Origin of the sequence: Leclercia sp. Marseille-Q4284 (assembly GCF_916618945.1) — a bacterium.
GTDB lineage: Bacteria > Pseudomonadota > Gammaproteobacteria > Enterobacterales > Enterobacteriaceae > Enterobacter > Enterobacter tamurae.
The window spans coordinates 2593598-2608051 of record NZ_CAKAKG010000001.1 but is presented as its reverse complement, the minus strand read 5'-3'; the positions used below and the strand labels follow the sequence as shown (position 1 = coordinate 2608051).

At 59.3% G+C, this 14454-nt stretch carries 13 protein-coding genes; 3 read left to right on the top strand and 10 right to left on the bottom strand.

Annotation, left to right across the window (positions count from 1 at the left end):
- The first annotated feature begins 21 nt into the window (after nucleotides 1-21).
- A complete protein-coding gene (dinG, locus tag LG383_RS12305; RefSeq protein WP_225759257.1) occupies nucleotides 22-2199 on the top strand; it encodes an ATP-dependent DNA helicase DinG in 2178 nt (725 codons plus the stop codon).
- Here dinG and LG383_RS12300 read toward each other — a convergent pair.
- Genes LG383_RS12300 through LG383_RS12280 form a run of 5 tightly spaced genes read right to left on the bottom strand, consistent with a single transcriptional unit; the run spans nucleotide 2186 to nucleotide 7513 of the window.
- Complete coding sequence (locus LG383_RS12300) at nucleotides 2186-2686, bottom strand: fimbrial protein (RefSeq protein ID WP_225759256.1); 501 nt, start codon at nucleotides 2684-2686, stop codon at nucleotides 2186-2188. The genes dinG and LG383_RS12300 overlap by 14 nt on opposite strands.
- Before the next feature lie 8 nt (nucleotides 2687-2694).
- On the bottom strand, nucleotides 2695-3684 hold the full coding sequence (locus tag LG383_RS12295; RefSeq protein WP_225759255.1) for a fimbrial protein: 990 nt from the start codon (nucleotides 3682-3684) through the stop codon (nucleotides 2695-2697).
- Nucleotides 3685-3700: 16 nt separating this feature from the next.
- The gene (locus tag LG383_RS12290; protein WP_225759254.1) at nucleotides 3701-6238 is read right to left on the bottom strand and encodes a fimbria/pilus outer membrane usher protein; all 2538 of its coding nucleotides are present in this window, start codon (nucleotides 6236-6238) and stop codon (nucleotides 3701-3703) included.
- Between the two features lie 7 nt (nucleotides 6239-6245).
- Complete coding sequence (locus LG383_RS12285) at nucleotides 6246-6920, bottom strand: molecular chaperone (protein ID WP_106992440.1); 675 nt, start codon at nucleotides 6918-6920, stop codon at nucleotides 6246-6248.
- A 56-nt stretch (nucleotides 6921-6976) separates the two neighbouring features.
- Complete coding sequence (locus tag LG383_RS12280) at nucleotides 6977-7513, bottom strand: fimbrial protein (protein WP_225759253.1); 537 nt, start codon at nucleotides 7511-7513, stop codon at nucleotides 6977-6979.
- Nucleotides 7514-7791: 278 nt separating this feature from the next.
- Here LG383_RS12280 and ybiB point away from each other — a divergent pair, with 278 nt between their 5' ends.
- Nucleotides 7792-8757 carry a DNA-binding protein YbiB gene (gene ybiB, locus LG383_RS12275; protein WP_106992442.1) on the top strand — a complete coding sequence of 322 codons (966 nt, stop codon included), beginning with the start codon at nucleotides 7792-7794 and terminating at the stop codon, nucleotides 8755-8757.
- Nucleotides 8758-8869: 112 nt separating this feature from the next.
- Here ybiB and ybiJ read toward each other — a convergent pair whose 3' ends face one another.
- The 5 genes from ybiJ to mcbA form a co-directional block, all read right to left on the bottom strand.
- Nucleotides 8870-9130 carry a DUF1471 family protein YbiJ gene (ybiJ, locus tag LG383_RS12270; protein ID WP_106992443.1) on the bottom strand — a complete coding sequence of 87 codons (261 nt, stop codon included), beginning with the start codon at nucleotides 9128-9130 and terminating at the stop codon, nucleotides 8870-8872.
- Nucleotides 9131-9415: 285 nt separating this feature from the next.
- On the bottom strand, nucleotides 9416-9682 hold the full coding sequence (locus tag LG383_RS12265) for a DksA/TraR family C4-type zinc finger protein (RefSeq protein ID WP_225759252.1): 267 nt from the start codon (nucleotides 9680-9682) through the stop codon (nucleotides 9416-9418).
- A gap of 72 nt (nucleotides 9683-9754) precedes the next feature.
- On the bottom strand, nucleotides 9755-10432 hold the full coding sequence (gene ybiX / locus LG383_RS12260; RefSeq protein ID WP_106992445.1) for a PKHD-type hydroxylase YbiX: 678 nt from the start codon (nucleotides 10430-10432) through the stop codon (nucleotides 9755-9757).
- A 41-nt stretch (nucleotides 10433-10473) separates the two neighbouring features.
- Nucleotides 10474-12759, bottom strand: a complete 2286-nt coding sequence (locus LG383_RS12255) for a catecholate siderophore receptor Fiu (RefSeq protein ID WP_225759251.1) — start codon at nucleotides 12757-12759, stop codon at nucleotides 10474-10476.
- Nucleotides 12760-13032: 273 nt separating this feature from the next.
- A complete protein-coding gene (gene mcbA / locus LG383_RS12250) occupies nucleotides 13033-13293 on the bottom strand; it encodes a DUF1471 family periplasmic protein McbA (protein ID WP_106992447.1) in 261 nt (86 codons plus the stop codon).
- A 242-nt stretch (nucleotides 13294-13535) separates the two neighbouring features.
- Between mcbA and rlmF the strand changes: the two genes are divergently transcribed.
- On the top strand, nucleotides 13536-14450 hold the full coding sequence (rlmF, locus tag LG383_RS12245) for a 23S rRNA (adenine(1618)-N(6))-methyltransferase RlmF (protein WP_225759250.1): 915 nt from the start codon (nucleotides 13536-13538) through the stop codon (nucleotides 14448-14450).
- Nucleotides 14451-14454 lie beyond the last annotated feature (4 nt).

The following is a 14454-nucleotide window of genomic DNA, read 5'->3' as shown; positions in this document are numbered from 1 at the left end:
ATACAGTATTTCAGGTTCATCATGGCTTTAACCGCCGCGCTGAAAGCGCAAATTGCCGCCTGGTATAAGGCGCTACAACAGCAGATCCCCGACTTTATTCCCCGCGCACCGCAACGGCAGATGATTGCCGATGTGGCGAAAACGCTCGCCGGTGATGAGGGCCGACATCTGGCAATTGAAGCCCCGACCGGGGTGGGTAAAACCTTGTCCTACCTGATCCCCGGCATCGCTATCGCCCGGGAAGAGCAAAAGACGCTGGTGGTCAGCACCGCCAACGTCGCCCTGCAGGATCAGATCTACAGTAAAGACCTGCCCCTGCTGCGCAAAATTATCCCCGAGCTACGCTTTACCGCCGCCTTTGGGCGCGGGCGCTACGTCTGTCCGCGCAACCTGGCGGCCCTGGCCAGCAGCGAACCGAACCAGCAGGATCTGCTGGCGTTTCTCGATGACGAACTGACTCCTAACAACAAGGCCGAGCAGGAGCAGTGTGCGAAGCTGAAGACCGATCTTGACGGCTACAAGTGGGACGGCCTGCGCGATCACACCGATCAGGCTATCGGCGATGACCTGTGGCGCAGGCTCAGCACCGACAAAGCCAGCTGCCTGAACCGCAACTGCCACTACTACCGCGAATGCCCGTTCTTTGTCGCCCGCCGCGAGATCCAGGAGGCCGAAGTGGTGGTCGCCAACCACGCGCTGGTGATGGCGGCGATGGAGAGCGAATCGGTACTGCCGGACCCGAAACACCTGCTGCTGGTGCTGGATGAAGGCCACCATCTGCCGGACGTCGCCCGCGACGCGCTGGAGATGAGCGCCGAGATCACCGCCCCCTGGTTCCGCCTGCAGCTGGATCTGTTCTGCAAGTTGATCGCCACCTGCATGGATCAGTTCCGGCCGAAAACCATCCCGCCGCTGGCGGTCCCGGAGCGCCTCAGCGAGCACTGCGAAACCATCTACACCCACATCGCCTCGCTGAATAACATCCTCAATCTCTATCTCCCGGCCACCCAGGAGGCGGAGCACCGCTTTGAGATGGGCGAGCTGCCGGATGAGATCATGGCCATATGTCGCGAGCTGGCGCAGCTTATCGAGAAGCTGCGCGGGCTGGCGGAGCTATTTTTAAACGATCTCAGTGAAAAAACCGGCACCCATGACGTGGTGCGCGTGCACCGGGTGCTGCTGCAGATGAACCGTGCCCTTGGCATGTTCGAAGGGCAGAGCAAGCTGTGGCGACTGGCGTCGATGGCTCAGGCCTCCGGCGCACCGGTCACCAAGTGGGCGACCCGGGAGGTCAAAGAGAATCAGGTGCATCTCTTCTTCCACTGCGCGGGCATTCGGGTCAGCGATCAGCTGGAGAAGCTGCTCTGGCGCAGCGTTCCGCATGTGGTGGTCACCTCCGCTACGCTGCGCTCGCTGAACAGCTTCTCGCGGCTGCAGGAGATGAGCGGCCTGAAGGAGAAAGCAGGGGATCGCTTTGTGGCCCTCGACTCGCCGTTCAACCACTGCGAGCAGGGCAAGCTGGTGATCCCGCGCATGCAGCATGAACCGCTGATCGACAATGAAGAGAATCATCTGGCCGAGATGGCGGCGTACTTCCGCGAACAGCTCGAAAGCAAAAAGTACCCCGGGATGCTGGTGCTGTTCGCCAGCGCCCGGGCGATGAATCTGTTTTTAACCTTTGTCACCGATCTGCGCCTGCTCCTGCTGGTGCAGGGGGATCAGCCCCGCTACCGGCTGGTGGAGCTGCACCGTAAACGGATAGACAGCGGCGAGCGCAGCGTGCTGGTGGGGCTTCAGTCCTTTGCCGAAGGGCTGGATCTGAAAGGCGATTACCTGACCCAGGTGCACATCCACAAGATTGCTTTCCCGCCTATCGACAGCCCGGTGGTGCTCACCGAGGGCGAGTGGCTGAAAAGCCTGAATCGCTTCCCGTTCGAAGTGCAGAGTCTGCCGGCGGCGTCATTCAACCTCATTCAGCAGGTGGGGCGTCTGATCCGCAGCCACAGCTGCTGGGGGGAGGTGGTGATCTACGATAAACGCCTGCTGACCAAAAACTACGGCAAGCGCCTGCTGAATGCCCTGCCGATCTTTCCTATCGAGCAGCCCGAGGTGCCCGAGATAAAAAAACGCCCGGCAAAACTCGCTGCCGGGCGTAAAAAAAGCATCCATGCTAAGAGGCGCGGTCCTACTGGTAAGTGAAGGTAAACTGCACCACGCTGGAGAACTGACCCGCGCTGACCGGGGTATGCGAGGCGTAATAGCGTGCCGCCATCGGGAAATCGGCGGTGTGGGTCACCGGGTCGATCACCGCATTAAAGCGTGACTCCGGGGCCAGGATGATCGAGTCGGTGCGGTCTGCCAGCTCCAGCGCCAGCCCGTTGGCGGTGCCGGTGTTGGCGAACTTAAACGGGTGCAGTTTGTCGCGTTGCCCCTCGAGGTTAATCGTCGCCAGCGTCAGGCTTTGCGGGCAGTGGGAGATGGTGATATCAAAATCCTTCCACACCCCGGTATCCCCCACCGCTTTAAAATCACTGGCCACCGCCTGGCCGAGATCGACCACTTTGTTCTGGCTGGTGCTGTCCACCTCGCAGGCGGTATCGTAGATATTGCCTTTGATGCTGAGGATCACGTCGGTGGCCGTCGCGGGCAGGCTGGCCAGCAGCACGATCAGGGCTACATATTTCATCGGGGATCTCACTGGTATTCAATGTCGATGGTGGCAAGGGTATTGGCTCGCCCGGCTGTCGCCTGAGCGCCCGTCTGGTAATACTGCACCTGGAAGGGCAGGTTGAACGGCTGGTTGGGCACGGTCTGGTCGCCAAAGGGGATCGGATAGTCGTAGCGCAGCGTTACTCCGCCCACCAGCATTTTCACCCCGATACCGGTGGCGCTGTCGCTGCCCGGGGTCAGGTTCAGCACGTCATTGCCGTCCCCGAGCGAGGTGCTGCCGTTGACGCTGGTGACCCGGGCGGTCATGGTCACCGCGTCGGTACAGGTCGCCGTCAGGTTGAAGCTTTTCCAGTCGCTGGTGCTGCCGACATGGGTAAAGAGGCTGACCGGGAAATCCCCCAGCATAATGACCAGGCTTTTGGGATCGACCGAGCAGGTGGTGGCCTTCAGCGCCAGACTGCCGCCGTAGCGCACGGCATTCAGCTCGCCGAGCTGCTGGTCCGGGTAGATCCCCAGCGACCAGATGCCGTTGTGCACCGTCGTCGACGCATGCTCTCCGGTCGTGCTCGCGGTTTTGATCAGCTGCATCGTCAGGGAAACATTAAAGCTGCCGGAGCCGTCACTGCTGACGTACCCCAGCGGCGTGCTGCGGCTGTCGCAGTGGGCGGCGCGGCCGCGCACCGGCTGTCCGGCGCTGTTCAGCAGTTCAATACCAATCCCCTCGATACCGCTGCGATAAACCCCCGGCATCCCCGGCACTTCCTCGCCTTCGCCAAGATGGCAGGCGGTGATCGGCTTGCCGCTGTCGGCTGGCTCACAGTGGCCTTGCACCCTGTGCGAGCGGGCAGAGCCGGGGACGGCATTGCCAATCCCGAGGGTGGTGGGCACCGTCAGCGTCCCCGGCGTGGCGGTCCAGGGCAGATCGGATGTTGTGCAGGCCGCTTTCGCCTGCGGCATAAACAGAAACAGGGCGGCAAACAGGGCCAGAACACAGCCGTAGCGGAAGGGTTTCATCTTTTCCTCGATGCCATCAGGAGCACTGGGCGGTGACGCTAATCACCGGGTCAGCGGATCGGGACGGCAGTTGATAGTGGGCGGAGCAGTGCGCACCTGCGCCTTTGCCCCAGCTGACGTTGACGCTGCCCCGGGCGTGCATCCCGGTCAGGTAGACCTGGCCGCCATCGCCAACGATAAACTCACCGCTGTCATGGGCCGGGGCCGCCGTGGCGCCAAAGGGCACCGGACGACCGTCGGCGCGGGTAAGGGTCAGCAGTACCCGGCTGCCGACGCGGGTATCAAAGTGGGTTCGCACAATCGCCCCCCGGGTTGGGGTGATCACTTTGGCCGCCTGGCCGACGTCGGCCCCCGCCGGCAGGCTCTCGGTATTCAGCGCCACGGTGTTGTGATGGTACGGCGTGACGTAAGGCACGATGGCGTAGCCGCGAGAGTCGGTTTTGACCCCGGTCTGGTTGTCGATCCCGGTCCCGCTGGCTCCCGGTGCCTCCACCAGGGCAACGGTATCCCCCATTGGCAGGCCGAAGGTGACGCCGTGGGCATGAACAATCATGCTGCCCTGCACCCCGAGGTTGAGCTGGCGCTGCTGGTTATCCTGGGAATAGCCCGCCGTCATTTCGCCGTAAGTGGCTTTGTAATCGCTGTTCAGATTGGTGCTGTAGCCGGAAGCCTGGCTGTGGCCCTGCTGCACCCCCCAACTGAGGTTATTGTCTGCCAGGGCGGTGCCGTTCAGGCCGACGCTCTGGCTGGTGTCATGCTTGCTGTTGTTAAGGGTGTAATTGACCCAGGTGTTGCTCAGCCAGCGATCCAGCGGAACGGAGACGTTAAAGCCGAAGGTCTGCTCGTTCTCCCGCTGGTTATCCTCATCCTCATCCTGGGTGTTTTTGCTCAGGCCATAGTTGATGCCGTAGCTGATGCCGTGCCAGCTGCCGTTATAGCCGAGGCTCAGCGAGGTCATGCTCTGGTCGCTGTGCCAGTAATTCTCCTTCACCAGGCTTAAGGTCATCGACCCCAGGGAATCGCCCAGGGACTGATCGAGAGTCGCCTCCTGACGGTTGCGCCGCCTGTCGGCGGGCGTCCAGTCGTCATGGGTGTGGGAGTCAAACACATCCCCCATGGTGTTAAATCCGGCGCTGTTGTAGCGATACCCGGCCACCGTAAAGTGGGTGCCGGTGGTGGCGAAATCTTTGCTGTAGCGCACCCGCCAGGCGCGGCCCCGGGTGGTTTTTTGCCCCTGCATCTGTGATTTCGCCGCGGTCATATCCACCGAAAACGCTCCCCAGTCGCCGATGTTTTTCCCGCTGCCGAGCGCCAGGGCATCGTAATACTGGCTGGTCTGGATCCCGCCGTAAGTGGTGATATCCCAGGGCAGGCCGTAGATCCCGGTGCCCTGCAGGAACGGGGTCTGCTCCACGCTGTGGTCATAGCTGCGGTAGCGCCCGCCGGTCAGGCTGTATTTGAACCGGCCTTCACGCTGCAACACCGGTACCGAGGCGTAAGGCACCACGAAGTGCTGCTCGCTGCCGTCGGTCTCTTTGACGGTGACGTTCAGATCGCCGCTGCCGCCGGTAGGGTAGAGATCGTTGATCTCGAACGCGCCGGGGGCGACGTAGTTCTGATAGATCACGTAGCCGTTCTGGCGCACCACCACCTGGGCGTTACTGTGCGCCACGCCGCGAATGCGCGGGGCAAAGCCTTTCAGGCTGTCCGGCAGCATGTCGTCGTCGGAGGCGATCTGCGCCCCGGTAAATGACAGGCCATCAAACACGTCGGAGGGAGTGGTGCTTTGTCCGAGGGTGACGACGCTGCCCAGCGACAGAATATTGCGCTGGGCGTAGCTGTAGACCGAGGAGAACTCGCGCTGGGTGGTGCGATCGTCCTGAGTCTGGCTCCAGGTGGAGTAGTTGCGCAGGCGCCAGGCCCCGAGGTTCAGCCCCGGGCGCAGGTTCAGGTACTCATTGCGCTGGTGGCCACCCTCTTCACCCCGGCTGCGGCTGTCCCCGGCGGAGTAGCTGTAGTTCAGCAGGAAGGCGTTGATGCCGTTGTCCATCTCTTCCGGCGCCACGTACCCGTGGGGAACCGGGGTGATGGCCGCCTGGGGGATACTCAGCAGCAGCTGCTGCTGGCCCGGACGGAAGGTGGCGCTGGCGGCAGGTAACCCAGAGAGATCGACACAGTCGTCATTCTTTGTGACGCTGAATTTATCGCTCTGGATACCCAGACTCTTGAGGGTGTCTACTGACAGACAAGGTTGCAGGGTGGCCGGGCCGGTGGCCGACTGTTGCAGGCCAAAGGCGATCTTTCGGTTGGCCACTTTGTTGTTATTCACATAGACATCCACCTGATAACTCCCCGGCGCGATGCCCGGACCCTTCTCATACACCGAGAGGTCGGTTTTGCCCTGGCCGGGGGTGTCGATGTCCAGCAGCGCCGGATTGAAATAATCCTCCGCCAGCACCTGCTGGACGCAAAAGCTCAGCGCCGCGCAGCCCAGCGCAATCAGCAGGCTACGCGCGGTTTTACGCGGCGCTTTGGTGGAGTAGTCCCAGGCCATGGTGGACTTATTGCAATGGCGCAGACCAGGCGTGGCTCACCGCACCATAGTCGTTAATGATTTTCCAGGAAACCGTGCTCCCGGTGATGCCGCCCGGGACGGCAAAGTGCGCGTCGCTGTCGGGTGCCACCCAGGTCACATTGCTGACTTTTTTACCGCCGACGGTGATCGCCTGGAAGTTCATATAAAACGGCGTCGGGTTGCTCACCACCAGGGTATTGCCCTGTTTATGCCAGCGTAATTTCTCCGCCACCTCATCCGGTTTGCCGCTAATTCCCGTCGGGCGATAGATCAGTTTGATCCGCGTCTTAATGGCGATTTGCAGGGTGTTATTGCTCTCGTCGTGGTTGGTTGACGGAATGGATTTGATATTCAGCCAGTAGAGCGATTCGCGATCGGTCGGCAGATTGCCCCCGGTTCGCACCACGCGCAGGATGTTGTCCTGTTTGCCGTCGAGGCGAAACAGCGGCGGGGTAATGAGAAACGGCGCGTTATCCCGCGCATTGTCGGCGCTCTCTACCCAGGACTGCACCAGGTAGTCGAGGTTATCCGGGTTGGAGAGCCCCAACGACGCTTCTTTTTTATCTCCCTGATAAATTAAACGGGTCCCTTCGATAATCACCCCGGCGTGAGCGGCGGTGGTCATGACTAACAGGGAGGCGATGAAAATAGATTTACGCATGGCGAGGCTCTGAATAAAGCTGACGCTGCCTGGCCCTGCGGCCAGGCGTCGCAGGATTAGTTGTACATGACGGTAAAGGTGGAGACGGCGTTAGCCGGGCCGGCGGTGATGGTGCTGCCGGTCTGGATATAGCGTGCGCCAAATACCAGGTCGTTAGTGGTGGTGCCGGACTGCAGCGTATAGCTGGTGGAGGCGCTGTACAGGCTCAGTGGATTTTCTGTTTTATCCAGCAGCTGAATACCAACACCGGTCGCCGCACCGGTACCCGGGGTGACGGCCAGTACGTTGGCGTTGGTACCGTCCGCGGAGCCACCAAAGGTGATCGCCGCGCTGGTGATGGTTTCCGGGCAGTCTTTCAGCTGGATATCAAAACGGGTGGTCGAGGTGGTGGAGCCTGAACCGGTAAAGGCCGTTTGCGAGACTTTGCCCAGCGAGACATCCAGCGGGCTGCTGACGCCATTCACCACCTGGCAGGCGGAGTCGATGATTTCGCCGGTGAAATTAACTTGCCCCTCGCCGCTGTTCGCAGCCCAGGCAGAAACAGAACAACACAATGCAGTGGCAATAAAGGTGCCGGAGACAATTTTACGCATAATAATTCCTGAGTGAATTCCGGTGTTAATAACATCCGTTGTGATTAATTGATGAAAAAAGCGGGGCGACTTTTATCCCGGGCTAATTTACGGAATAAATCGTTGATGGATAACTATTGACCGGGTCAATAGTGATTTCATTAACAGTTGAATTTTTATTTTTGCTTTATTTACAAGGGGATGGTGTTATCGCCGCCCGGCAGCGATAAGAGAAATGTCTGTCCGGGGGCACCTTATCAACGCTATAGTGTTAATAAGATGTCACAAGGAGAAACAACGTGGATTATCGCAAAATTATCAAAGAGGTCGGGCGGGGGAAAAACCACGCGCGCGACCTGGATCAGGAGACCGCCCGGGCGCTCTATACCGCGATGCTTAACGGCGAAGTGCCGGAGCTGGAGATGGGCGGCATTCTGATTGCGCTGCGTATTAAGGGTGAAGGCGAAGCCGAAATGCGCGGCTTCTATGAGGCGATGCAGGCCCAAACCCTGCGCCTGACGCCGCCGGTGGCGAAGCCGATGCCGGTGGTGATCCCGAGCTATAACGGCGCGCGCAAGCAGGCCAACCTGACTCCGCTGCTGGCGATACTGCTGCAAAAGCTGGGTTTCCCGGTGGTGGTGCACGGCGTGAGTGAGGACCCCTCCCGCGTGCTGACCGAAACCATTTTCACCCTGCTGGGCATCGAGCCGACCCGCCACGGCGGTCAGGCCCAGGCGAAGCTCGACGGCCATCATCCGGTCTATATTCCGATCGGCACCCTGTGCCCGCCGCTGGAGAAACAGCTGGCGATGCGCTGGCGGATGGGGGTGCGTAACAGCGCCCATACCCTGGCCAAGCTGGCAACCCCCTTTGCAGAGGATGCTGCCCTGCGGCTCTCCAGCGTTTCGCACCCGGAATATGTCACCCGGGTGGCGACCTTTTTTGCCGATATCGGTGGTCGGGGGCTGTTGATGCACGGTACCGAAGGCGAGGTCTATGCCAACCCGCAGCGCTGTCCGCAGCAAACCCTGATCGATCCGACGGCGGGTACCCGGGTGGTGCTGGAGCGTGGGGAAGAGAACAGCGACGTCTCCCTGCCGCAGGCCAAAGATCCGGAAACCACCGCCCGCTGGATTGAGAGCTGCCTCGCCGGACGCGAAGCGGTACCGCACTCTCTGAAGCTGCAGATGGCCTGCTGCCTGCTGGCGACCGGTCAGGTTGAGACGGTCGACGCCGGGCTGGCGCGGGTTAATCAGAGTTTTTAGATAAAAAAAAGCCCGTCCAGCGATGGACGGGCCAAAAAAATAACAACAGGGTCAATGAGGGTTGGAGCAGCCCGCCAGCGAACTGGCGAGCGGGGCAGAGATAAGGGTCAGGTTATTTGTAGATAACCGCAGTACCGCTCAGTTTGTTATTGGTGTTAGCGGAGGTAATGGTGTAACCGGTCGCGCCAGCCTCTTCAGCTTTCGCCGCCAGGCGAGCTTCCAGACCGTCCAGCGTGGTCGCGCCTTCAGCACTCACCACACCGATTTTGTTCATGCTGTTTGCCTGGGCAGCGGTCAAAGATTCCGCAGCGAAAGCACCGAAAGAGAGGGTAGTCAGAGCAACAGCAGCAACAGCATATTTGATGGTTTTCATGGTTCGTATCTCGCAGGTTATTCTGTTAAGGGGACGTTGTTCCGTCGATGTGATAAGTATCACGCTTTTTTGCGAGAGATAAAATCGAAGAGAATTGACGAGATCGTTCGAAAAATTTGAATGACAAATAAGTTATTGAATATTAATAAATTCAGTGAATGGATTTACGTTTCTTGCCGATACGCTTTACAGACGCGCCGGTGAGGGCACGTTTTGCGAAACCTGCGGTGAAAATTCGTGCACAAAAAAGAAACCGCTTGCGTGGCGATGCTGCCGCCAGGCCAGTCATCGCAACTGGCTGTCTTTCGAACCTCTGCGATTATATCCTGCGTGCGACGCATTATGTGAATCTTTCTCCTGTTGGCAGGCGATACACAGCCGGACGCCAGGCACCGCTTTGCGCCGCGCCTCGGGGATCGGCTCCCCGCACTCCTCGCAGTTTCCCAGGCTCTCGCCCTGCGGAATTTCACCCCGCGCCCGCGCCACCGCATCTTCAATGGTACTGTTGATCTGCTCGTTAACGGCGTCATCATTCGCCCAACCGGAAGCCATACACCCCTCCTGACAGGATATTGCGCTGTACAGTAACTATGGGGTGAAAAAACGCACAATCAAGGCGCAGGGCTAGATTTCAGACCATTCACGCAGCAGGTTATGGTAGAGGTTGAGCAGGGAAAGCACTTCATCGCTTTCACCGTGACGGGTGCGCAGGGCCTGGATGTTGCGGTCCAGGTCGAACAGCATGGCGCGCTTTTTATCGTCGCGGATCATCGACTGGATCCACATAAAGGAAGCCACCCGCACCCCTGCGGTTACCGGAGTCACGCAATGCAGGCTGCTGGAGGGGTAGAGCACCAGATCCCCCGCCGGAAGCTTGACGCTGTGCTGGCCGTAGGTGTCGTTCACCACCAGCTCCCCGCCCTCGTAGCTGTCGGGCTCGCTTAAAAAGAGGGTGGCGGAGAGATCGGTCCGCATCCAGCCGCTCTGCGGGTGACTGCGCACCGCCCCGTCAACGTGAAAGCCGTAGGTCTCCTGCTGCTGATAGCGGTTAAACAGCGGGCTGGAGATCTGGCGCGGCAGGGCGGCGGCAAAAAAGAGCGCGTGCTGATTCACCGCCTGCAACACTGCCGCCTGCAGGGTGGCGTAGAGCGGGCTTTGAGTGTCGACCTGCTGGTTGTTTTTGACCTGCGCCCCCTGGTTGCCCACGGTAGCGCGGCCGTCGATCCACGGGGCCTGATCCAGCTGAGCGCGAAACTGCGCCACCTCATCGGGGTTCAGCACGCCCGGAATGTGATACATCATAAAAAGTTCTCCGGAGGGTGGGGCCGAAGCCCCACGCGGGATCAGAAGTGCATGTTCGCCGTCAGCATAAAGGTGCGCGGCTCGCCCGGATGGTAACGGTAGCCACTCTTGTTGATGGAGGCGACATAGTCTTCATCAAACAGGTTGTAGACGTTGAGCTGCATGTCGAGGTTGCGGTTGACGCGATAGCCCAGTTTGGCATCTGCCACCCAGTAGCCTTCGGTGAAGGACGGGGTACCGACCGCACCGTCAGAGCCACGGTGCATGCTGCCGATATAGCGCCCACCGGCACCCACGGAGATCGCATCCGTGGCCTGGTACTGGCTCCACAGGGTGAAGGCATGTTCCGGGGTATACGGCAGGGAAGAGGTGCCATCCTGGGCCACGTCATTGCCGGTGCGCACGCTGGCACGCTGCTGGGTATAACCGCCGATCACCTGCCAGGCCGGGGTGATGTTGCCCGCGGCAGAGAGTTCATAACCTTCAATACGTTTTTTACCGTACTGCGAGTAAGTTCCGTCATCATTCTGCTCGACTTCGTTTTCGATGTCGGTGCGGAAGATCGCCGCGGTCAGCAGGAGACGTTTATCCAGCACTTCCCACTTGGTGCCCAGCTCGCTGGTCTTGGCCTTCTGCGGTTTAAAGTCGGTGCGGTTGGCGCTGCTGCCGGTGCCGCCCTGGGCCAGGGCAAAGTTATTCCCACCCGGCGGTTGCTGGGAAATAGCGTAGTTGACGTAGACGTTGCCGTGCTCAGTCAGATGATAGAGCGCACCGGCTTTCCAGTTGACCAGGTTGCCCGAGGTGGCGGTATCCACGGTAGTGACCGGGGAACCTTTTGGCGTGCCGGCCGGGCAGGCAACCGCCCCGCGACCCGTGCCGCCGCAGATGCTGGCGCTGTCATACTCGGTATGGTAGGTGTCGAGACGAATGCCGCCGTTCAGCTCAAAATCACGGGTGATTTGCAGCGTATCGAAGGCGTACAGGCCAAAGGTGTCGGTCCGGCCGTTGGCGTTGGCCCCGCTGTTGTTCAGGCCGCCCAGGCTGACACTGCTGCTCGGGTGATAGATATTCACCGGCGGTGGAGTGATGGCATCCACGCCGTAATTGGTCTGGGTTTCGCGGGTGAACTCCACCCCGGTGCTGATATCGTGCCCGACGCTGCCGGTATAGAACTTCGTTGTCAGGTTGGTCTGGTTGGTCAGGATCTTATTGCTGACATCTTTGGTGTTGGCGTTACGCGACCAGGTCCAGGTATCCACATCGTTACGATTTGGCTGAGTGATGTTGCTGGCTCCGCCCATCACCGCGGTCATCAGATAATCCTGCTTCACCCGCGACCAGCGCGTGGTGTTACGCAGGGTGGTGTTGTCGTTGAAGTCATGCTCAAAGCGCATCGTGGCGGTGTCGGAGGTGGAATCGTCGTAATCGGAATCGGTGCCGTAGAAGTTGCTGGTGTCCACCTTGCCGGAGTGGTTCAGCGCCGCGGTGCCCGCCGATGGCGCAGAGTAGCCCGGCAGCCCGATGGTCGGGATGCCACCATCCGGGGTGTTGTGCTGGGTCACGTGCAGGTAGTTCAGATACAGACGGTTCTCCGTTCCCAGGCCAAAGGCGAGGGAAGGGGCCACGCCGTAGCGTTCGTTTTTGACGTTATCGCGCCCTTCGTCGTGGGTCTTTTCCCCCATCAGGTTCAGACGAAACGCTGAGGTATCACCCATCACCTGGTTAATGTCGATCGTCCCGCGACGCAGGTACGCGCTGCCGATGCTGGCGGAGGCATCAATGCCTGAGTCCAGACGCGGCTGCTTGCTGATCATATTGATCGAGCCGCTGGGGGCGCTACGTCCGTAGTCGCTGCCGGAGGGGCCTTTAATCACTTCGACCTGTTCGGTATTGAAGGTGTCGCGCGTGGTGGTGCTGATGTCGCGGATCCCGTCCACGTAGATGCTGTTTGAGGTGTCCACGCCGCGCATGTACACCGCGTCGCCGGTGGTGGAGTTGCCGTTTTCACCGGCAAAGAAGGCCCCCACGCCCGGGACGTTTTTCAGGGCGTCGGTCAGGTTGGTGGTGCCCTGATCCTTCAGCACCTGCTCGGAAATCACGGTCATGGTGCGGGTGGTATCGGCTACCGGGCGGCTGAACTTCGCGTCGGCAGACTTTTGCGGCGCATAGAGCGAAGGCTGGGCCGCTTCCACCACCAGGGTGTCGTCAGTTTTGTTCTCGTTATTATCCGCAGCAAGCGCACTCGCTACCGGGGAGAGACCGATACACAGCCCCGCAAAAAAGGTCAGCGAGCTGAAGCTGTTCGGAACGTTGCGATTTTTATCCATATTGTTTAGCGACTTATAATTTTTAGAATCGAGTTTCCATTACGGTGTCAGGCAGGTCTGTGCCTTTTCCTGTGCCACGTGAATATCCGTAATGAACCTACAAATGATAATAATTGTGATAAACATTATCATTTGGCGTGACTTTTTATCACTCTCGTAAACAAAATGAAATACGTAAATTTACATTCTCTGCTAAAAAACTTCACAAAGTGGATTTTGGGCAAAAAACGAACTGCACCCCAGAGGATGCAGTAGGTAGTGCAGAGCGGGGGACTATTTGTAGATGGTGGCAGTACCAAACATGGTGTTGTCGCCGCTGGCAGAGTTAACAATATAGCCTTTGGCACCTTGTTCACGCGCTTTTTCAGCCAGTTTATCCTGCAGGTCGTCGAGGTTACGTGCGCCCGAAGCCTGCACCGTTCCGGCTGGCCTGAGTTGGCCGGTATCGCTGCTGCTGAGTGATTCAATCGACCATGCAGCAAACGACGCGCCTGCCAGTGAAGCGGCAGCGAGCATTACCAGGTATTTTTTCATAATCACTTCCTCTGATTGACAACGGGGTGATGCACACTAAGTGTAGAACGGGTCAGAGTGTGATTTAGTGCAAAAAATTGATGATGATCTGCTTATTTTTTGAACAACATATTTTGACAATTTAATGACAAATCAACTACATACAGGTGGCTGATTTATAGTGGTTTCTTCTGCGGCGCAGAGAAATATTTACCGTTGCGCCCGCAAGGGGTATCTTACGCCGCTGTTTACAGGAGAACGCCATGACACCCGAGAAGCCGGGGTTGCACCCACGCAACCGCCACCGCAGCCGTTACGATATGAATGCCTTATGCGAGAGCTGTCCGGCACTGCGCGAATTTATCACCCAAACCCCGACGGGCGAGCCGACGGTGAACTTTGCCGATCCGCAGGCGGTGAAGACGCTGAACAAAGCACTGTTGATGCATTTCTACGGTGTGGCGCAGTGGGATATTCCGGACGGCTACCTCTGTCCGCCGGTACCGGGACGTGCTGACTACATTCACCATCTTGCCGATCTGCTGGCGGAAGGGAATAACGGCGCGGTACCTGCCCAGGCGACAATCCTCGACATCGGAACCGGCTCCAACCTGATCTACCCCCTGATTGGCGTGCATGAATATGGCTGGCGCTTCACCGGCAGCGAAGTGGACCCGCAGGCGTTTGCCAACGCCACCGCCATCATTAACGGCAACCCCGGTATGGCCCGCGCCATTCGTCTGCGCCGCCAGAAAGAGGCTTCCGCCATTTTTGCCGGGGTGATCCATAAAAACGAACAGTACGATGCCACCCTGTGCAACCCGCCGTTCCACGATTCGGCGGAAACCGCCCGGGCGGGCAGCGAGCGTAAGCGCCGCAACCTCGGCCAGGCGGCCGATGCCGCGCTGAACTTTGGCGGCCAGCACCAGGAGCTGTGGTGCGAAGGGGGTGAAGTGGCCTTTATCAAGAAGATGATTGCCGAGAGCGCCCAGTTTGCCCGTCAGGTGAAGTGGTTTACTACTCTGGTCTCGCGCAGCGAAAACCTGCCGCCGCTGTATCGCGCCCTGACGGACGTCGGCGCGGTGAAGGTGGTGAAAAAAGAGATGGCCCAGGGTCAAAAGCAGAGCCGCTTTATCGCCTGGACCTTTATGGATAACGACAAACGCCGCCAGCGTTAACGGG